This window comes from Agathobaculum faecis (assembly GCF_014287995.1).
GTDB classification, from domain to species: Bacteria; Bacillota; Clostridia; order Oscillospirales; family Butyricicoccaceae; genus Agathobaculum; species Agathobaculum ammoniilyticum.
The window spans coordinates 134,651-153,689 of the sequence record NZ_JACOPL010000008.1 but is presented as its reverse complement, the minus strand read 5'-3'; the positions used below and the strand labels follow the sequence as shown (position 1 = coordinate 153,689).

18 protein-coding genes are annotated in these 19,039 nt (G+C 54.3%); 6 read left to right on the top strand and 12 right to left on the bottom strand.

What is annotated here, in order from left to right:
- The first annotated feature begins 85 nt into the window (after positions 1–85).
- The 4 genes from H8S45_RS10230 to H8S45_RS10215 all read left to right on the top strand — a co-directional run bounded on the left by H8S45_RS10230 (position 86) and on the right by H8S45_RS10215 (position 4,054).
- On the top strand, positions 86–847 hold the full coding sequence (locus H8S45_RS10230; RefSeq protein ID WP_242977904.1) for a GntR family transcriptional regulator: 762 nt from the start codon (positions 86–88) through the stop codon (positions 845–847).
- Between the two features lie 142 nt (positions 848–989).
- Positions 990–2,447, top strand: a complete 1,458-nt coding sequence (locus H8S45_RS10225; protein WP_107631563.1) for an NAD(P)/FAD-dependent oxidoreductase — start codon at positions 990–992, stop codon at positions 2,445–2,447.
- A 3-nt stretch (positions 2,448–2,450) separates the two neighbouring features.
- Positions 2,451–3,683 (top strand): NAD(P)/FAD-dependent oxidoreductase, encoded by a 1,233-nt coding sequence (locus tag H8S45_RS10220; protein WP_054327829.1) that lies wholly within the window; start codon positions 2,451–2,453, stop codon positions 3,681–3,683.
- Positions 3,680–4,054: a DUF1667 domain-containing protein gene (locus H8S45_RS10215; RefSeq protein ID WP_107631564.1), complete on the top strand. Its 375-nt coding sequence runs from the start codon at positions 3,680–3,682 to the stop codon at positions 4,052–4,054. The genes H8S45_RS10220 and H8S45_RS10215 overlap by 4 nt, the downstream gene beginning before the upstream one ends.
- Before the next feature lie 259 nt (positions 4,055–4,313).
- On the opposite strand, the gene H8S45_RS10210 is transcribed toward H8S45_RS10215, so the two are convergent.
- The 11 genes from H8S45_RS10210 to H8S45_RS10160 all read right to left on the bottom strand — a co-directional run bounded on the left by H8S45_RS10210 (position 4,314) and on the right by H8S45_RS10160 (position 15,250).
- Positions 4,314–5,354, bottom strand: coding sequence for an Ldh family oxidoreductase (locus H8S45_RS10210; protein WP_186950027.1), 1,041 nt, complete (start codon positions 5,352–5,354; stop codon positions 4,314–4,316).
- 16 nt (positions 5,355–5,370) lie between these two features.
- On the bottom strand, positions 5,371–6,669 hold the full coding sequence (rpoN, locus tag H8S45_RS10205) for an RNA polymerase factor sigma-54 (protein ID WP_186950025.1): 1,299 nt from the start codon (positions 6,667–6,669) through the stop codon (positions 5,371–5,373).
- A gap of 28 nt (positions 6,670–6,697) precedes the next feature.
- Positions 6,698–7,642, bottom strand: coding sequence for a transketolase family protein (locus H8S45_RS10200; protein ID WP_054327833.1), 945 nt, complete (start codon positions 7,640–7,642; stop codon positions 6,698–6,700).
- Entirely contained in the window at positions 7,639–8,463 is an 825-nt protein-coding gene (locus H8S45_RS10195) for a transketolase (RefSeq protein ID WP_054327834.1), read from the bottom strand. Before H8S45_RS10195 ends, H8S45_RS10200 begins: the two co-directional genes overlap by 4 nt.
- Positions 8,464–8,473: 10 nt before the next feature.
- Positions 8,474–9,199: an RraA family protein gene (locus tag H8S45_RS10190; RefSeq protein WP_054327835.1), complete on the bottom strand. Its 726-nt coding sequence runs from the start codon at positions 9,197–9,199 to the stop codon at positions 8,474–8,476.
- Between the two features lie 28 nt (positions 9,200–9,227).
- A complete protein-coding gene (locus tag H8S45_RS10185; RefSeq protein ID WP_107631567.1) occupies positions 9,228–10,031 on the bottom strand; it encodes an HpcH/HpaI aldolase family protein in 804 nt (267 codons plus the stop codon).
- Between the two features lie 59 nt (positions 10,032–10,090).
- Positions 10,091–11,374, bottom strand: coding sequence for a TRAP transporter large permease (locus H8S45_RS10180; protein WP_054327838.1), 1,284 nt, complete (start codon positions 11,372–11,374; stop codon positions 10,091–10,093).
- Complete coding sequence (locus H8S45_RS10175) at positions 11,371–11,928, bottom strand: TRAP transporter small permease (RefSeq protein ID WP_054327839.1); 558 nt, start codon at positions 11,926–11,928, stop codon at positions 11,371–11,373. The genes H8S45_RS10180 and H8S45_RS10175 overlap by 4 nt, the downstream gene beginning before the upstream one ends.
- An 81-nt stretch (positions 11,929–12,009) precedes the next feature.
- A complete protein-coding gene (locus H8S45_RS10170) occupies positions 12,010–13,074 on the bottom strand; it encodes a TRAP transporter substrate-binding protein (protein ID WP_054327840.1) in 1,065 nt (354 codons plus the stop codon).
- A gap of 20 nt (positions 13,075–13,094) precedes the next feature.
- Positions 13,095–14,318 carry an amidohydrolase family protein gene (locus tag H8S45_RS10165; RefSeq protein WP_147573722.1) on the bottom strand — a complete coding sequence of 408 codons (1,224 nt, stop codon included), beginning with the start codon at positions 14,316–14,318 and terminating at the stop codon, positions 13,095–13,097.
- Positions 14,285–15,250, bottom strand: a complete 966-nt coding sequence (locus tag H8S45_RS10160) for a hydroxyacid dehydrogenase (protein WP_054327843.1) — start codon at positions 15,248–15,250, stop codon at positions 14,285–14,287. The genes H8S45_RS10165 and H8S45_RS10160 overlap by 34 nt, the downstream gene beginning before the upstream one ends.
- 254 nt (positions 15,251–15,504) lie before the next feature.
- Between H8S45_RS10160 and H8S45_RS10155 the strand changes: the two genes are divergently transcribed.
- Entirely contained in the window at positions 15,505–17,424 is a 1,920-nt protein-coding gene (locus H8S45_RS10155) for a sigma 54-interacting transcriptional regulator (RefSeq protein ID WP_107631569.1), read from the top strand.
- A gap of 279 nt (positions 17,425–17,703) precedes the next feature.
- The gene (locus H8S45_RS10150; RefSeq protein WP_054327845.1) at positions 17,704–18,642 is read left to right on the top strand and encodes a 3-hydroxyacyl-CoA dehydrogenase family protein; all 939 of its coding nucleotides are present in this window, start codon (positions 17,704–17,706) and stop codon (positions 18,640–18,642) included.
- Between the two features lie 171 nt (positions 18,643–18,813).
- Here the strand turns inward: H8S45_RS10150 and H8S45_RS10145 are convergent, their stop codons facing one another.
- Positions 18,814–19,032, bottom strand: coding sequence for a hypothetical protein (locus H8S45_RS10145; RefSeq protein WP_054327846.1), 219 nt, complete (start codon positions 19,030–19,032; stop codon positions 18,814–18,816).
- Between the last annotated feature and the right edge of the window lie 7 nt (positions 19,033–19,039).

Below are 19,039 nucleotides of genomic sequence, written 5' to 3'. Positions count from 1 at the left end.
AAAATTTCTTTACTAAAAACCATGCCGGCGGGATGCGGGAAGCATGAAATTGTTGCCGAACAGACAAAGCTGACTGGATGGCAAATTGACGCGGGCTGATGAACTGTCGTATAATAAAAAGCAGAATATCATTGATCTGGAGGGGGAGCAAGACAAGGTGATAACGATACCAGAGAGGAAGGAGCGCGAGTCGGCAAAGGAATATGTCGTTCGCGTATTGGTGGACAATATCGTCAACACAGGACTGGAGCCGGGGGAAAAACTGATCGAGCAGGAGCTGTGCGAAAAGCTGGGCGTCAGCCGCACGCCGTTCCGCGAAGCGGAGCTGGAGCTGGCACAGCGTAAGCTGATCGATATCCGCCCGAAAATCGGTACCTATGTCGCTTATATCGACGCGGAGTTGGTTGAGGAAGTGCGGCACCTGCGCAGTGTACTTGAGGCAGAGATTGCAGGGATGGCATGCCGTCTGCTTTCCGCACAGGATATTGACCGGCTGTGGGAAAATATCGCACTGTGGCAGCTTTATATCAAGCGGAAGCAGGAGGATAAGATATTCCTGCTGGACAAGCAGTTTCACAGTATGCTCTACCATCTGTGTGGACGGAGACACTGGTATGAACTGGTAGAAAGCATTGCGCCGCATTTTGACAGGACTACTATCCTCAGCTTCCGCTGCCGGCCGGCGCAGATGATCCTACAGGATCACGAAAATCTGATACGAGCCGTGGAAGCGCGTGATGAAGCACATGCTCGCATGATAGCGGACCAGCACATGAACCGCTATACGGAGAATATCGCAGCCATCCGCGCGGCATTCCCTAAATATTTTAAGGTTGAAAATAGATGAGACAGAAGCCGCTGTGCCGGAGTGTTTCCCACCGGATACGGTGGCTTTATTTTTTTTCAATAAGTGCTTGACAAATGAAAACGAATGTTATATATTTTAATCAATGAAATATATAACATTCGTTGTGTGTGAGGCGAATACTATGCAAGAGCAATATGATGTAATTGTGATTGGCGCAGGCGTTGTCGGGAGTGCGATTGCGAGGGAGCTTTCCCGATACCGGCTGCGTATAGCGGTACTGGAAAAAAATCTGGATGTATGCAATGAGACGAGCGGACGCAATTCCGCTGTGGTACACGGCGGCTTCGCCAATCCGGTCGGGAGCCTGAAGGCGCGCTTCTGCGTATCAGGAAATAAGATGATGGATAAGCTGGCGGCAGAACTGGATTTTCCTTTTAAGCGGTGTGGCAAGGTGCTGGTCGGTAATACACCGGCGGATATGGAACAGCTCCAGCGCACGATGGAGCAAGGTGCGATAAACGGTATGGACGGACTGGAACTGGTAGACGAGGCGCGTCTGCATGAGCTGGTGCCGGCGGTTGTGGGAAAATTTGCAATGTGGTCGAAAAACAGTGGTATCATGGACCCGTTTTTGTATACGATTGCGCTGGCGGAAAACGCTCATGCTAACGGGGTATCCTACTTTTTCGATCACGAGGTGACCGGCATCCACAGAGAAACAGACGTCTATGTCCTGCAGACCGGTAAGGGAGATTTCCGGACACGTTGGGTGGTCAATGCTGCGGGGCTGGGCTGCAAACGGATATCCGATATGCTGGGAATTACGGGTTACCGCGTGGTTGGTTCGCGCAGCAATTATATTATCCTGCATAAGCGGATGGGGAGACTGCTGCCTATGCCGGTTTATCCGGTACCGAATAACGTCTACATGGGAATCCATGTGACGCCGACAGTGGACGGGAACGTTACGGTTGGGCCAGATGCCGAGAATACGGATAAGCTTGATGACTACACTGTCCCACAGAAGAATATAGAGGAGCTGGCCGCCAGTGGTACGGTGCTGTGGCCGCATATCCACAAAAAGGATCAGATTCGCACGTTCGCCGGCATCCAGCCTAAGCTGGTGGATGAGAACGGTACGGTACAGGACTACAAAATCGAGATCAGGGACGATATTGCGCCGCAAGCGGTCAACCTGGTGGGGATCGAATCGCCCGGCCTGACTGCATCCGTGCCGATCGCACAATATGTCGTTGAACTGATGCGCGAGCGCGAGGCGTTTGCGGAAAATCCGGCGTTTAACCCTTGTCGAAAGGGAATCGTCCGGTTCGCGGACTGCACTCCTGCGGAGCAGGCGCGCCTGATCGCCAGCGATCAGGATTATGGTGAACTGGTGTGCGGTTGTGAGGGGGTTACCAAAGCCGAACTCCTTGCAGCGATTCACAACCCGCTGGGCGTTGTAACTATGACGGGTATCAAGTACCGCACCCGTGCCATGATGGGCGGCTGTCAGGGCGGCTTCTGCCAAATGAAGATCGAGCAGATGATTGAGCAGGAGCTGGGTTGCAGGCCGCAGGAGGTCTGCTACAGCCGGAAAGGCTCGTGGGTGCTGACCGGCAATATGAGAGGGGAGGCGTGATAAATGGAACGGAAAGAGGTTGTAATCATAGGCGGCGGCCCCGCCGGATTAGCGGCGGCAGTCGAGCTGCATAAGCAGGGCGTGCGGGATATGGTAATACTGGAGCGTGAGGACAGACTTGGCGGTATTCTGCGGCAGTGCATCCATGATGGCTTTGGACTGGGGCGGTTCGGGGAAAGCCTGTCCGGACCCGAATACGCGCAGGCGTTTATCGACGAGGTTCAGGCGCGCGGCATCCCGTATGAGACTGGAGCGGCCGTACTGGAGCTGACATGTGACCGGAAGGTTACTGCGGCTACACGCAGCGGGCTTCGGCAATATGAGGCCAAAGCGGTCGTGCTTGCCATGGGGTGCAAGGAGCGTAGTCGCGGCTCGCTTGGCATACCAGGCGAGCGCCCTTCCGGCGTGTTCACCGCAGGGTCGGCACAGGCGTACATGAACCTGTATAACCGCATGCCGGGCAGGGAGGTCGTTATTCTTGGCTCAGGTGATATTGGCATGATCATGGCGCGCCGACTGACGCTGGAAGGTGCGCATGTGCAGGCAGTATTCGAGCTGCTGCCGCATCCGAGCGGCCTGCCGCGCAATATCGTGCAATGCTTGGACGATTACGACATCCCGCTGTATCTCAGCCATACAGTCACGGAGATCCACGGCCGGACGCGGTTGACCGGTGTCACGGTAGCTGAAGTTGACGTGGACAGACGCCCGATCCCAGGCACAGAACAGGAGTATACATGCGATACGCTAATTCTGTCGGTCGGATTGATCCCAGAGAATCAACTTCTGGAGGGCGCGGGTATTGTAATAGATCCTCGCACGAACGGAGCAGCCGTGGATGAAGCGCTGCAGACCAGCGTGCCGGGGATCTTTTCAGCGGGTAACGTGTTACATGTGCATGACCTGGTCGATTTTGTGTCGCTGGAAGCGGAGACGCTGGCGCGTAGCGTGGCGGCGTATGTCGCGGGAACTCCGCCCGTACCCTGCAACCTGGCGGTCGAAGCCGGCCGTGGAGTGGGACATACCGTGCCGCAGCGGGTGAGTGGAACGGCGGATTTCACACTTTCGCTGCGCGTGACAGGGCATTATCGGGACTGCCGCCTGGTCGTGCGGCAGGACGGGCGTGAGGTCGTGTCGAAACGTATGAAAAAGGCGATCCCCGCAGAGATGGTCCAGCTTGCGGTTAAAGCGGGAAACCTGCGCCGGATAGGCGCGCTGGAGGTGTCAGTGGAATGAAAAAACAGTATACTTGTATCATTTGCCCGAACGGCTGTGAGATCGAGGCTGAATGGGACAATGGAAAAATTTTGTCGGTCGTGGGACACACCTGCCCGAAAGGGGAACAGTATGTGCGGCAGGAGTTGACTGCTCCTAAGCGGACGATTGCGAGTTCGATTCTGGTGGAAAATGGCGTCCTGCCGCTTGCGAGTGTGAGACTGACCGCACCTATCCCCAAGGAGATGATCTTTCCGGTGATGGAGCAAATCAGGCAGATCACGCTGCGGGCGCCCGTTAAGGCGGGGACGGTGGTGTGCCGGCATGTCTGCGGCCTGGAGAGCGACGTGGTGGTCACAAAGAACGTGGAAGAACGAAAACAGGAAGAATAGCAATCGAAACATCGGAAAAGGGTAAGCGCTTCAGGATATATGAGAGCGTGACTGGGGGAAAAAGCTTTTATTTCCCGTGGTAAGGAAATTATTCCACTATAAACTATAAAAATTCAATTTTGCTTTTCGTAGCGTTACGATTCCGTATCAAAGGTAAGATAGAATTGGTTAAAAGCGCAAAGCAAAGGGTACCGCGTTTGCGGTACCCTTTGCTTTGCGCTGTCGCGCGATATTGAAAAAGAGGTTAAGTGATATGGTCTTAAAATGGGTAGTCCACCTGATATTTTTCAGAAAGTTCGCGGAACTCCTTTAGGACTGGCTCGGAGAGTTCGATACCATCCTCCCTGTTTTTTTGCGCTGCGGCATATTCGATTTCACCAGGGATGAGTACGCCGGTCGAACCCTCGGCGGGCGGACAGGCTTTGATACTGTCGAACAGATCGTCTACGCTCTGCTGGAACTCCGCGAGTGGGAGGAACTTGCTAATATCAATTACGCACATGCAATAGCCGATGTTGGAAGGTTCCTCCAGGTTTTCAAATACGCGCGGGATATGCTGGCTGTCGTTTGCACCGGCAAGACTGTGGCACAGCACATCGATAATCAGTGCAAGCGCATATCCCTTGGGTCCCCCGAAAGGAAGAAGCACGCCGGTGTTTGCCGCAACGGGATCGGTCGTTTTGCGGCCCTCGGCATCCAAGGCCCAGGTATCAGGGATCGAACGGCCTTCCTTTATAGCCAGCGCGATTTTTCCTTTTGCCACAACACTGGTTGCCATGTCGCAGACCAGCATGGGGCGCCGGCCGGCGGGAATAGCGATCGACATCGGGTTTGTGCCCAGCAGGGGCTTTGCGCCGCCGAACGGGGCGACCAGCTTGGGCGAGTTGCAAACCTCAAAAGCGATCATACCCTGCTCGGCGGCATGCATGACATAGTAACCGCCGAAGCCGTGGTGGGAAGCATTTTTAATTGTGGCGAAGGCTACGCCGTTTTCACGGGCGGTTTCGATACAGGCTTCCATCGCTTTCCAGGCGATCGTGGTACCCATGCCGTTGTTCCCGTCTACAGCAAGTGCGGCGGGTGCGGTTCGGACGATAGTCGGCTCGGCCCTGATATCAGATACGCCGTACTCGACGCGGGATAGATAACCGCGGAATTTGGTGATACCGTGCGAGCGCACATTGCGCAGGTCGGCATTGATCATATTATCGATAAAGATTTTCGCGTTTTCCGGAGACATACCGGCCTTGACCGACACGGCTTCTCCGAATGTGCGGATGGTTTCAACAGGGAATTTCATAGGGCAGGACTCCTTTTCAACGTTTTCGCTGGGCTGCGGATGGGATCCCAAGCGATTCACGGTATTTTGCAATTGTGCGGCGGGCAAGCGGGATGCCCGCCGCCTTCAGCCGTTCCATCAGCGTCTGATCGCTCAGCGGCGTGTGTTTATCTTCCTCCTCAATCAGCTTTCGCAATGCCTGCATAGCCTGCGCCTGACTGATGCCCTGTTCTGCATCAAGAGACACGGTGAACAGGTCGCGCAGCGGCAGGGTTTTACGCGGGGTCTGGATATATTTGTCCCGCACACCGCGGCTGACGGTAGATTCATGCACACCCATCGCTGCCGCCAGCTGATGAAAGGTAAGAGTTTTCAGCGGCTTGCCATATAGCAGATAATCACTTTGCCAGACCACAACGCGGCTGGCGATTTCGGTAAGGGTTGCGCGGCGTTTTTCGATGCAGGTAAGCACAAATTTGGCCTGTGCGAGCCGTTCGGCATAGTAAGCCTTGACCTCCGGCCGGTCGTCCGAACGGAGCAGCCTGTCATACAGCGTGGATATGCCAACCGAACCCATCCAGCGGTCATTGATATGTATATTCCATTCTCCATCGGTGTAGCTGCACACCAGATCCGGAACGATGTATTGCGTCTGGCCACCGGTAAAGGCTGCGGCGGGATGCGGGTCAAGATGGCGGACCGCCTCCAGGCAGCGCCGCTGGACAAGCTTGGAAATACCGGCTTCCTGTGTGATTTTGGAAAAGCGCCCGGCTGCGAGATCCTCCAGGTAGGAGTGCAGCAAGGTATCAAAGGCGGTATTCCCGAGACCCAGCCGCTCCAGTTGCAGAAACAGACAGTCGCCGATGTCGTGCGCGCCGATGCCTGGCGGTTCCAGAGAGCGGAGACGCGCCATGCAGCGCGATACCTGCTCAGGATGCAGATGCAGGAGTTGGGAAACCTCTTGTGTGGAAACGTCCAGAAAACCCTGCGCGCTGAGCGAATCAATCAAAAACTGCATGCAGCCCCATTCGGCAGACGACATGGAGCGCTCGTTGAGTTGGCTGAGCAGATGGTCGCGAAGGGACGGACGATCGGGGAGCGGGATGTCTCCGTGTTCCGGAGCTTCGGAGGGTGCGCCGTGTCCCGAAAGGGAAAATGGTTCGGAAAAAGAGCTGTCGGTGTATTCGGGCGGTTCGAGTAACGGGTTATCCTCCAGCTCGCGCTGGAGGAACCGCTCGAGTTCGTCTCCGGTCATGGCAAGCACGTTCAGAGATTGTACCTGTGCGTGGGACAGGGTTTGCTTTTGCGAAAGGCTTTGTTTTGCATGGATATCCATGACAACTCCTGTTCTTAAGGGGAAATTTTTAACGGGACGTTTTGCGCTGCACGGCCCGCCGCGCTGCTGCGCACAGGGAATCTACGCCGAGGCCGTACTTGTCGATCAGCTCCTCCGGAGTGCCGGATTCGCCAAAGCTGTCCTGCACGCCGATACGCTCGACCGGTACGCAGACGCTCTCCGAAAGCGTCTCGCATACCGCGCTGCCCAGCCCACCGATGACCTGATGCTCCTCGCAGGTAACAACAGCGCCGGTTTCCGAGGCGTGCCGGATGACATCCTCACGGTCAAGAGGCTTGACGGTATGCACGTTGACGACGCGGGCAGAAATGCCTTCGGCAGAGAGCTGCTCCGCAGCCCGCATCGCCTGATGGACAAGGTAACCGTTTGCGAGGAATACCATATCGCTGCCGTCGCATACCAGACGGTTTTTACCGAGTACAAAAGGAGTGTCCTCATCCGTTATGACAGGGACCGCTTCGCGGCCGAAGCGGATAAAGCACGGCCCGGGGTGGTCATACAGGGCAAGCGTCGCCTTGCGGGTCTCGATTGCGTCGCAGGGGACGACAACCGTCATACCCGGCAAAGTGCGCATCAGCGCCACGTCCTCAAGCGCCTGATGTGTGGCACCATCCGGCCCGACCGAGATGCCGCCATGCGCCCCCGCGAGCTTAACGTTCAGGTGGTTATAGCAGACGGTGTTGCGGATCTGATCCCAGGCGCGGCCCGCAAGGAACACGCCGTAGGTTGATACAAAGGGGGTAAGCCCGGCAAGGGCCATGCCGGCGGCTGTGCCGACCATATCCTGTTCGGAAATGCCGCAATCCAAAAAGTATGAGGGGTTTTCCTGCTTGACCCATTCCGAACGGGTGGATTTAGCCACGTCCGCATCCAGCACCATCACATCCTCATGCAGACGGCTGAGTTCAAGGAGCGCTTTGCCGTATCCGTCGCGCATAGGCGTATCCTTCATGCTTCCACCTCCAGCTCTGCCATCGCCTGTGCATATTCTTCATCATTTGGCGCGGTTCCATGCCATTTTGCGCTGTTTTCCATATAGGAAACGCCCTTGCCCTTTACGCATTGGGCGAGTATAACGGTCGGCCTGCCCTTACAGGCGCGTGCGGCCTGATAGGCGGAGTAAATCGCGCTGACGTCGTGCCCGTCCGTTTCTATCACGTTCCAGCGGAAAGCCTCCCACTTTTCGCGGAGCGGCTGTACCTCCTTGATCTCATCGACGCGGCCGTCAAGCTGAACGTTGTTGTAGTCGACGAGGGCGCATATATTGTCCAGCCCGTGCTGGGGGGCAAACATTGCTGCCTCCCATACCTGGCCTTCCTGTAGCTCTCCATCACCCATCAGGCAGTAGACGCGCGCGTCCGAACCGCGCCGCTGCAACGCAAAGGCAATACCGTTTGCAATGCTGAGCCCTTGACCGAGCGAACCGGAGGAACAGTCCAAGCCGGGCGTCGCATCCTTTTTGGGGTGTCCCTGAAGGCGGGAGCCGAAGCGGCGCAGCGTGAGCAGCTCCTCAGGAGGGAAAAAGCCACGGCGTGCGAGCACACTGTAAATTACCGGCGCGGTATGCCCCTTGGAAAGGATGAACCGGTCGCGCTCTGCCCAATTCGGGGAGGAAGGGTCGCAGCGGAACTGGTCCGTGAAATACAGCGTCGCGAGCAGATCGGCGGCAGAAAGAGAGCCGCCCGGATGACCGGAGCCGGCTGCGTGTATCATGGTAACGATATCGCGGCGGATCTGCCGGGCGATTTCCTTAATTTTTTGTTCCTGAAACATACGGCCTCCTTTACTTGCCGATTGCGGCGCGGCGGCGGGTCATTTCCGCACGCCATGCCATGACTTCATCCGCAGTGACGCGGCGGCCCTCCGACAGCGCTTTCCGGCAGGGGAGCAGAAGGGCGTCCTCTGCCTCTACCGCCTGCCGGCACGCGGCGGCCAGACGGGGGGCGATCTCGTGAGGAATTACGATCGCGCCATGACAATCCGCGTGGATCAGGTCGCCGGGATGGACCTCCATGCCGCAGACCTCCACCGTTCCACCGGCCTCGACCATATGGATGTACGCGTGGGAGATCAGGATCTCCCGGGAGAACAGGTAGAAGCCAACCTTCGCGACCTCCGCCACATCGCGGACGCCGCCCGAGGTGACCGTACCAACGCAGCCGAGCGCCCGATGGACGGTCGCCTGCACGTCGCCCCAGAACGAGCCGACCGGCTGCGGGTCGAGATCCTGAATCACCGCGACCTGCGGCTGATCGAAGCCTTCATACTGCTTGTAGTATGCCCGCATCACCTCATTGTGCCGGGTGTCCGCCGGATACCGTGCGGAAATGATGCCCGTTCGGGCATAGCCGACCATCGGCTTATCCTCCATGCTGACGCGCAGGCGCAGACTGGTATCGGTATAGCCTGTGGTTTTGGCGCGCACGCCGAAGCCTTCGATGGCGTTGCAGATGGTCGGGGTGTCAAATTCGCGCAGCGCTTCCAGCTGTGCATTTGTCAGACATTCCATTTTCGGAGCCCCCTTGCTGTGTTCTGGCTCAATAGGCCTGTCCAAGCGCGTCCAGAGTCTCATGTGTGCCTTTCAGGACCGCCTTGCCGCCGTTAACGATGTAGTTAAAGTCGAAGTTCATGCACAGCCAGTTGGCACCTCGGCCGAGCCAATCCTTGACAAACTGTTCGCTGTATGCGCCGGAAACACCGAAAGGCTTGCCGGTCTTACGTAGGATTTCACCGATCCTGTCAAATTCAGACTTGGCTTCAGGGGAAGCGGCTGTATAGCGGTGCTCCTGCGTGTTCATGCTCATGGCATAGTCGTTCGGGCCGATGACAAAGCCAGAGATGCCGGGCAGTGCCGCGATAGCCTCCAGATCCTTGACCACGTCAACATGCTCGATTTGCACGATCGTCCAGATGTGCTTATCCTCATTGGCGGTGTACTCTGCCTTGTCCCACATCGAGTAGTTGACCGCACGGCGTGTTCCCATGCCGCGTACACCGTTCGGAGGATAGTGCGTTGCTGCGGCGGCTGTTCGGGCCTCCTCCAGCGAGCGCACCATCGGCACGATGATACCGTCTGCACCCATGTCGAGAACGCTTTTGATAAAAACATGATCGTTCCACGGGACACGGACGATACCGGCCACACCTGCTGCGCGGCATGCGAGCAGATGGTTTTGGATATCTTTCTTGTCGATGGCGGAATGCTCCGCATCGATCCAGATGAAATCGAAGCCGCAGCCTGCGAGAGCTTCGGTAAGAAACGGGCTGTCAAAGCCAACGTGGGAGCCAACCGGAACCTTTCCGGCAGCGATTTTATCGGTGATTTTTTGAAGATTAAACATTAAAGAACCTCTTTCCAAGTCTTATTGTCAGTTGATGGAATATAGAAAGGATGGGGCAATCATCCGCCCACAAGGGATGGCAGGAATGTAATTAAACCAGGGATATAGGCACACAGGATGCAGATGATAACACAACATATAATCATAGGCGCTGCACCCTTGGTAGCCTGTTCAAAAGATACGCCCGACGTGGACGATATTGTAAACAGGTTCAGCCCGAATGGCGGTGTGATCAGGCCGCAGATCATAACGATACACATCAATACGCCGAGATGGAGTTCGCTCAGTCCGAACTCTACGCCGATAGGGACCAGGATAGGCGCCAGAATAAGCAGTGCTGGCGCAGTATCCATTAGTGCGCCTGCAATCAGGAATATAATGATTACAACTGCCAGATAAATGTATGCATTACCTAACATGGGAACAACGGCCGATGTCAGTTTGGACGGGATACGTTCCTTGGTCAGCAGGAAAGAAAATGCGTTGGAAAGTGCAACAATTAGCATAATAACGCCGGTTGTGCTTGCTGTACGCTTCATAACCTGCAGGTACCGCTTGAAAGTGAAGCGGCCGTACGCGATCATTAGAGCTGTAGTATAAGCGATTGCAACTGCAGCTGCTTCAGTGGGGGTGAAAAGGCCGGAATATATACCTCCGAGAATAATAACTGGTAGCATCAGAACGCCCAAGCTGTGCCATGTTGCTTTCAGAATGTCGTATAGAGAATATTTTGTTGTGCTGCGTGGTAACTGATGCTTAATCGCATACCAAGTGTTGTACAGCAGGAAAGAACCTGCCATAAGAACTCCAGGAATAACGCCGCCAAGGAACATGTCCGAAATGGATACGCCCATGGCAGAACCGTAAATAATCATCGGGATACTGGGAGGAATAACTGGGCCGAGTACCGCGCCGGAGGCGATAATACCGGCAGATGCGTCTTTGCTGTACTGTGCCTTGATCATCAGCGGGAACATGATAGCGCCAACGGCTGCTGTCGTTGCAGCGCCCGAGCCGGTTAATGCTGCGAAAATCGCACAGGTGATAATCGCGACCGCACCCATACTGCCAGGAAGACGGCCGAATACCTTGTTGACCCAGTCGACCAGACGCTCAGTGATATTGCCGGCTTCCATCAGGTATCCTGCAAAGGTGAACATCGGGACCGCTAAAAAAATAAAGGAATCGTTGCCGGTAATCATCTTGGCCGGGATCATGGATAAGTCGCAGGTTCCGGTAAATAACGCAAGGCCGCAGCATGCCAAACCAATGGCATATCCTACCGGCACACAGAGTGCAAGCAGGAGGAACAACAAACCAAACAGGATAAGAGCCGATGTCATTTGTTTTTCCCTCCTTCTGCCTGCTGTGCAGCAACAATCTGAACTTCTTCGATTTCTGTGCTGCGCTTGTCATCGCCGCATACGATTAGCTGGATCACGTTATTGATCGTGTTCCCAGTAATAAAAATGCCGCCCAGCACCGCTGAAAAATAGATAATCGGCATTGGAATGCGCCAAGACGTAGAAATTAGCTTGCTGACGCCCATAGCAGCCTGATAACCGCAAACGATGAAAATAACACCAAACAGTGCGATTAGCAAATAAACGATCAGATCCAAGGCAAACCGGCCTTTTTTCGGTAGTGCGTCACGCAAAAGAGTCAAACCTGGGTGTGCGTTACTTCCAGTTCCGGCACCCGCTGCAAAGAAGGTAAGGAAAATAAAAGCATATCGAGCAATTTCCTCCAGACCGGTCAGGGTAAAATTCGGGATAAAGCGGGTGAGAACCATCATGATACAGGTAACGACTAGGATGCCGAGGAATATACAGGCGAGAACCATCAGCGCTGCATTGATTTTTTGAACGCTATGGTCCAGACGCTTCGCCCACTGCATACATATTCATCTCCTTTCGCAGACTATAAGGGGGGGGGCTGCCCGGTGCAGCCTTCAGCACACACCGGGCAGCAATGTGGTTTACTTGCCTGCGCGATACTCTTCCACCAGATTTACGCACATGGTGTAAAAGTCTTCGCCGATTTCAGGCTTGAACTGATCGCGTACACTGGCAGTTGCTTCTTTGAACGGAGTAAGGTCGGGCTCAAAGAATTCAATGCCTGCTTCCTCTTCCATTTCCGTAAAAGAAACCTCCATCTCACGCTGATGGGTGCGCTGGGCCATTGCGGCATCATAACCAGCCTCGGTGATCCAGCCCTGCTCCTCTTCGGTCAGGGAGTTCCAGACATCCATGTTGATCATCGGCCAGCACAGGATCGGGAACGGATTGACGCGCGTGCAGTAATCGGATACTTCGTAGAAGCCCATGGTAGCGGCGATCGGAACACCAACGTCCAGGCCGTCGATAACACCCTGCTGGAAGGCGGTATAGCATTCGTTCCATGCGATAACCGAGGGGATGGTTCCCAGAGCTTTGTAAGCGGCCTCATGCACGCGGTTGGTAGTAACACGGACCTTGAGATCCTTCATATCCTCAAATGTTTTAACAGCCTTACCCTTGGTGAACAAAGTACGCCAAGAAGCATCGAGTACCGGTGCAAACTGGTGCATGTTCCAGGTGCCTTCATAAATCGGGGTGATTTCATTTAGGAAGTCTTCGTTATCAACCAGGAACTGATACTCATCTTCGCTATCGAAGAAATATGGCAGGTCAAGCACCTGTAACTGCGGAATGCTACCGGAAACGATATTGTTGGAAATGCAGACCGCATCCAGCGAGCCGTCACTGACTGCTTGAAACATCTCAGTTTCAGTACCGAACTGGCTATCTGAGAAGATTTCAAACTGAATAGCACCATCGCAGATCTCTTGCAGATTTTTATTGAGCTGCTCACAGAAATAATGATATTGGTCATCTGGATCCGCAGGGTTGGAATGACCTATGGTGAATACCTTGGCTTCGGTGTTTGCGGATGTTTCACCGCCGTCATTGTTACTTTCCACAGTCGTATTCGGCGCACAGGCTGCGACCGAAAGTAAAAGGCTTGAAGCCAGAAACAGTGCGCAGATTTTTCTCAGTTTCATTCTCTTTCTCCTTTGTTTTGTTAAGCAAATTTCTGATATTTATCTTCCAGCTGATCGAACAAAATTTCACCGTTGCAAATGGTCATCTTGTTTTCGATCAGTTGATCACCGTGAACCAGATTGCCGTAGTGATCCCAGAAAGTGACCGGACGTTCCGCGATTTTTAATATGGCAAGGTCCGCTGCTTCGCCAAGTGCAAGGAAAGGGGCTGAGCGCCCGTACAAAAGCTTTGCTGGATTTTCGGTGCAGCATCGCAGGACTTCGGTGAAAGACATACCGAGGTTGAGATATTCTGACAGCATCATTGTGAAAGGATAGCGTGCGGAGAGTGAGATTTTGGTATAATCCGAGCTAATGATATCCGGCAGAAAACCTTGATCAATTGCTTTCTTTGCACAGGAAAGGGAAAAGTTATTGGTTTTCCCGTGTGCTGCGTCGAATAAAACACCGCGTTCACGCGCATGGCGGATACTGCTTCGTACGTTTCCAGACTCATCCAGAATGCCCTCGCCGGTTTCATGGAACATGTGACAGTAAATATCTCCAGGACGGAATAGGTCAATGAACTCGTCAACAGGAACGATGGGATCCGTGGCATGAGCAGAGATGCGAAGCCCTGTTTCCTCGCCCAGACGTATGGCCTCGCAGAGAGGCTCAATGCCATATGGTGCCAGATGATCCTTATCAATCTTAATTTTTATACCAACTATCTCATTTGGATACTTCTGACAAAGCTCCACAATGCCGTCCCGATTAATATGATCTGGATTTTCATCCTCCACACAACCCAGACCTACTTGACCGCCTGTTCCGACAAAGATATATGCCTTTACATTCACTAAGCTGCGTGCTGCTACACTATTCCAAAATATCGGGAAGCCACCACAGCCCGCCGAGCCGGCATCCACTAATGTAGTCACTCCATTTGGCAATGCATAAGCCTCGGCGGAGCAGCTCGCCCAATCGCCACCGTGGAATACATGACAATGGTAATCGATCAGCCCGGCAGAAACATAACATCCCTCTGCGTTGATGCACATCTTGGCATCGTTTGTTGAGATGGTGCCAATAGCGGCAATCTTACCGGCGACGACGGCAAGATCTTCTTTTTTTTCAAAATCGCCAATTGTATCAATTAAAGTGCCGTTTTTTATGACGATATCGTATTTTTTACTCCTAAGCTGATACATATTTCCTCCTTTTGAAAAGGCTACCTCGGCTTCTTCGGCGTAACGCACGGCCATGTCGGGGCGCCGCCGGAGAGCACTTCGTCGATACCCTGCGCGGCGTGCAGGCCCATGCGATCGGTGGTTTCATGCGTCAGGGAGGCGTTATGTGGCGTCACTGTGATGTTGGGAAGCGTAAACAGCGGATTGTCGGCAGCGGGGGGTTCCTGTGCATATACATCCAGACCGGCGCCGGCGATCCGACCGCTGTGCAGCGCTTCGTACAGATCGGCTTCATTGACAATTGTGCCGCGCGCGGCATTGAGCAGGTATGCCGTAGGCTTCATCAAAGAGAGCATATCCTTGTTGACAAAGCCCGCATTATCCTTGGTGGCTGGGACATGGAGGGAAACAAAATCGGCCCTGCGGAAAACCTCTTCCATCGTATCGACATACTCGATCTCTGGCAGGCGCGCTTCCGCTGGAACGAAGGGATCATAGCCGACCGCCTTCATATCAAAACCATGCACGCATTTCTTTGCAACCATGGAACCGATCTTACCGCAGCCGATGATACCGATGGTTTTCCCCTCTACATCCATACCTTTCATGGTATTGCGGATGTTGTAGTCGCCCGAACGGATCGCCAAATCGAACCGTACCAGCTTTTTGGCACAGGCCAGAAGCAGCATCATGGTATGCTCCGCCACGGCGATTGCATTGGAAAGGGGACCGTTTGTTACCCAAATGTTCTGCTCGGCGGCAGCCTCCAGGTCAATTTTGTCCAGCCCTACACCGTGCTTGCTGATCACCTTTACGGAAGGGATGTTCTCCAGGATCCGGCGGGTGATGGGCTCATTCCGCACCAGCATCGCATCGCAGCCCTGTGCATCGGCGATGATGGTGTCCTCGTCCAGCCCGCGCCCCATCTTGATTTCATAACCCCGGTCGCGCAGATACTGCTTGCCGGCTTCTGAAATGTCGGAAGGGATCAGGACTTGAAGTTTCATAAGCAAAGACCTCCTTTATTTATGGATACGCTGTTTTGCGTTCGCCCTGTTAAAGAGCAGGAAGCATGCCAAAAAGCAGGACAGACAAAATAATTCCTTCTCCGACAAAGTAAAACTTTTCTGGTTGTTCAAAATAAACAGAAAGGGCTTGATAATGGGCGGAACATATGGTATGGTTGTTGCAACGTGCTGTAACGAGACGTAACGAAACGTGAAACGATGTTGCATCGCCGGAAAGAGTAGAGGAGAAAGAAATGATTCGTATCGTATTATTAGCGCCGTTTGAGGAGCTAAAGGAACAGGCGGAAGAGGTTTTTGCCGAGGGGATGGAAACCGGACGCGCGGGGAATGGACGGGAATATGATTTCTGCGCGGTTTTAGCGCCGACGACAGCGCAGGCGCTGTCACAGAATCTGGACGCCGATGTGATCATTGCACGGGGGGCGCTGGCGTTCGATCTGAAGCGCCGGGGAGGGCCGATCCCAATTGTTGAGCTGGTGATTTCCGGCGAAGATATATTGAACGTATTGTATAAGCTGAAAGAGCTGTATGGCGCTGCGCCTGCCGGAATCATAGGCTCTACCAATATGATTCTTGGGATCGAGGAAACCGCCCAGCGTATCGGCGTGGATGTAACGCCCTATTATCTGGAAGAAAATACAGACGAGGAGGTATACCGAGCGGTTGTGCGTGCGGTTGAGGATGGAAAAAAGGTCATTCTGGGCGGTATGCGCGGATGCATCTATGCCCGGAACCTTGATGCCCAGACGATGCTGCTCACATCAGGAAGAAGCTCGATCTGGAATGCGATCACAGCCGCCAAGCAGCTCGGTGCAGCGAGCAGGGAGGCGCGGGAGCAGAATCTGCTGCGCACCGCAATGGTGGACAACGCGTTCGAGGGGCTGATTGCCCTGGACCAGAACCGGAATATTTCGGCGATGAATCGAGCGGCACAGCGTATCCTGAATATCACGCCGGGGGACTGGTTCCTTGGCATGCCGGTACGGGAAGTGCTGCGGTCACCGCAGATCGCTCGTCTGGTCAACCGGCCTAACGATTATATTGATGAAATTATCGAATACCACCAGACTCACCTTTCATTTAAGAAAATCACAATTAATCTGCGCGACGAAGTGATCGGCTATGTGCTGACCTTCCTGAACGCCAATCAGATTCAGGAAACCGAGGGCAAGCTGCGCGGAAAGCTTTACCATAAGGGTCATACGGCGAAATACACCTTTGACAGTATCATCGGGGAAAGCACGGCGATTCGGGAGTGCATCCGCAGGGCGGATGCGTTTGCGCAAACCAATTCCAATATTGTGATCTTTGGCGAGAGCGGTACAGGCAAGGAGCTGTTCAGCCAGTCGATCCATAATGCCAGTATGCGTTGCGGGCAGCCTTTTGTAGCAATCAACTGTGCGGCGATTCCGGAAAGCCTGCTGGAAAGCGAGCTGTTCGGCTATGTCAACGGCGCGTTCACCGGTGCGAGCAAGGAGGGGAAAGCCGGCCTGTTTGAAATCGCACATAACGGAACGATTTTCCTGGATGAGATTTCTGAAATGCCGCTTGCGCTGCAAAGCCGGCTGCTGCGTGTAATACAGGAACGTGAGATCATGCGGATCGGGCATGATAAGGTGATCCCGATCGATGTCCGTATTATCGCGGCGAGCAACCGCAACCTGTATGAGCAGGTGCGGAAGGGGGAGTTCCGCGAGGATCTCTACTACCGCCTGAATGTCTTGGATCTGACACTGCCGCCACTGCGTGAACGCGGCGGGGATATCGCCCTGCTGGCGCAGGCTTTTCTGGATGAATTTCAGATCGGGCAGGGCAAGCCGAAAATCTGCTTCAGTGAAGAGGCAAAGGGGCTGCTGGAGCAGCAGATCTGGCAGGGGAATATTAGAGAACTGCGTAATTTCTGTGAGCGCCTGTCGGTTTTGTGTGGGGGTATTGATCTGATCGATGCGCGGGCGCTGAAAAGGTTCCTGCCGGGCGGCGCGCTTCCTGCACAGTCGGAAGAGGGCATGCGGGAGGAGTTGCTGCCTGGGCGGGAAAAGATTTGTGCCGCCCTGAAGGCGGCGAACGGAAATAAGACTGCCGCTGCACAGATGTTGGGGATTAGCCGCGTGACTCTGTGGCGGCAGCTGAAAAAGATGGAGCAGGAGAATTGAGGGTTAACAAAACGGCGCGTCCCCATGAACGAAGTTGCTCGATGGGAACGCGCCGCTATGCGCGGAGGAGTGTTTCACTGTTTCATGAAACAGCGCCCGCGCCGTGAAACGGGCGACGGGACAAGGTATGAGATAGGAACGGTTTTTGTCAGAATAATGTAAATCCAGCGGTTTTTTTGTGCGAATCGCTTCTTTTTGAGAAGGTATTTTGACTTGGCAAGCTTCTTGCTATATAATTAAAGCAGAAAGTCTTTGACACGATGGAAAGGAGCAAACAAAATGCTGGATTACAAAACTGGTGTGGTCGGTGCAGGGCGCGTTGGCGCGGGGATGGCGACGCTGATGGCGGGACACGGATGCTGGGTGACCATTGTCGGGCTGGATGAGGAAGATCTGAAGCGGTGCCGCGCAATTCTGGAGGGGAATCTGGAGGAGCTGGTGCAGCAGGGGCTTGCGACGGAGCAGAACCGTGCGGCGATCCGCAAACGCTTTATCCTGACGACCGATCCGGCTGATCTGAGGGATTGCGTGTTTGTGCTTGAGGCTGCGTTTGAAAATCTGGAAGTAAAGCGTGGGATTTATCGTGAGGTGGAGGAGATCGTTTCGCCTGAAACCCTGATGGCGTCTACGACATCCGCGATTTCGGCCGAACTGTTGACGGCGGAAATGAGGCATCCGGAGCGCTTCGTGGTTACCCATCCGTTCCAGCCGGCGCATATGTTGCCGTTGGTGGAGCTGGTTGGCGGCCCGAAAACTACGCCGGAAACCATTGGGCGCGCCCGCAGGCTTTTGGAAGAGCTGGATCGCGAGGTTGTGACGCTGCATAAGAGCGTACCCGGCTTTATCATCAACCGATTCGCACAAGCGCTGTTCCGCGAGTCGCTTTATCTGGTCGAGCAGGGCGTGGTTTCGGTCGAGGACGTGGATAAGGCAATCAAATATGCAGTTGGTATGCGGTACGCATCGATCGGCCTGTTGGAATACTTTGATGATGTAGGTTTTAACCTGGAGTGCGATATTGCCAAAAGCGTATACCCCGACCTGTGCGGTACGCGGGCTATCCAGCAGATTGTACTGGATGGGATTGCAGCGGGAAAAACCGGCCGAAGTGCCGGACAGGGGCTCTATGATTGGGGCAAAAAGGATGACGCGGATTATCTGAAACGGAAAGCGGCGCCGTACTACGCGTGCTTTCATTGGGAAATGCCAGAAGACTGAAATAGCATGGATATCATCATAATAAGATGAGGGCCAGGGGCAGAACCCGTGAAGATCAGCCATCCCATGCAATGCCTATGGGATAAATATGGATAAAAGAGCCCCCCTGAGGAATTTCTTCCTCAGGGGGGCTCTCTCGGGAGGTGGGGCAAATAAAGGGAGCAGCGAGGCTTATTCCGGCGCTTGATCGCCGTTCTGTGCCTGTTCATCTGCGCGCTTTACCACGCGTATGCCAGCAGTTAAAAACAATGCGGAGACGATCGCTGCAGATAAGACGAACCCGTCCCGCAGAGTAAACAGAAAGCGGTCGGCCAGCATGACGGTAGAGATCAATACGCTGCCAAGGGCTTCCAATTGCAGACCGCGCCGGCGGGACAGCTTGGAAAGCATGGTTATC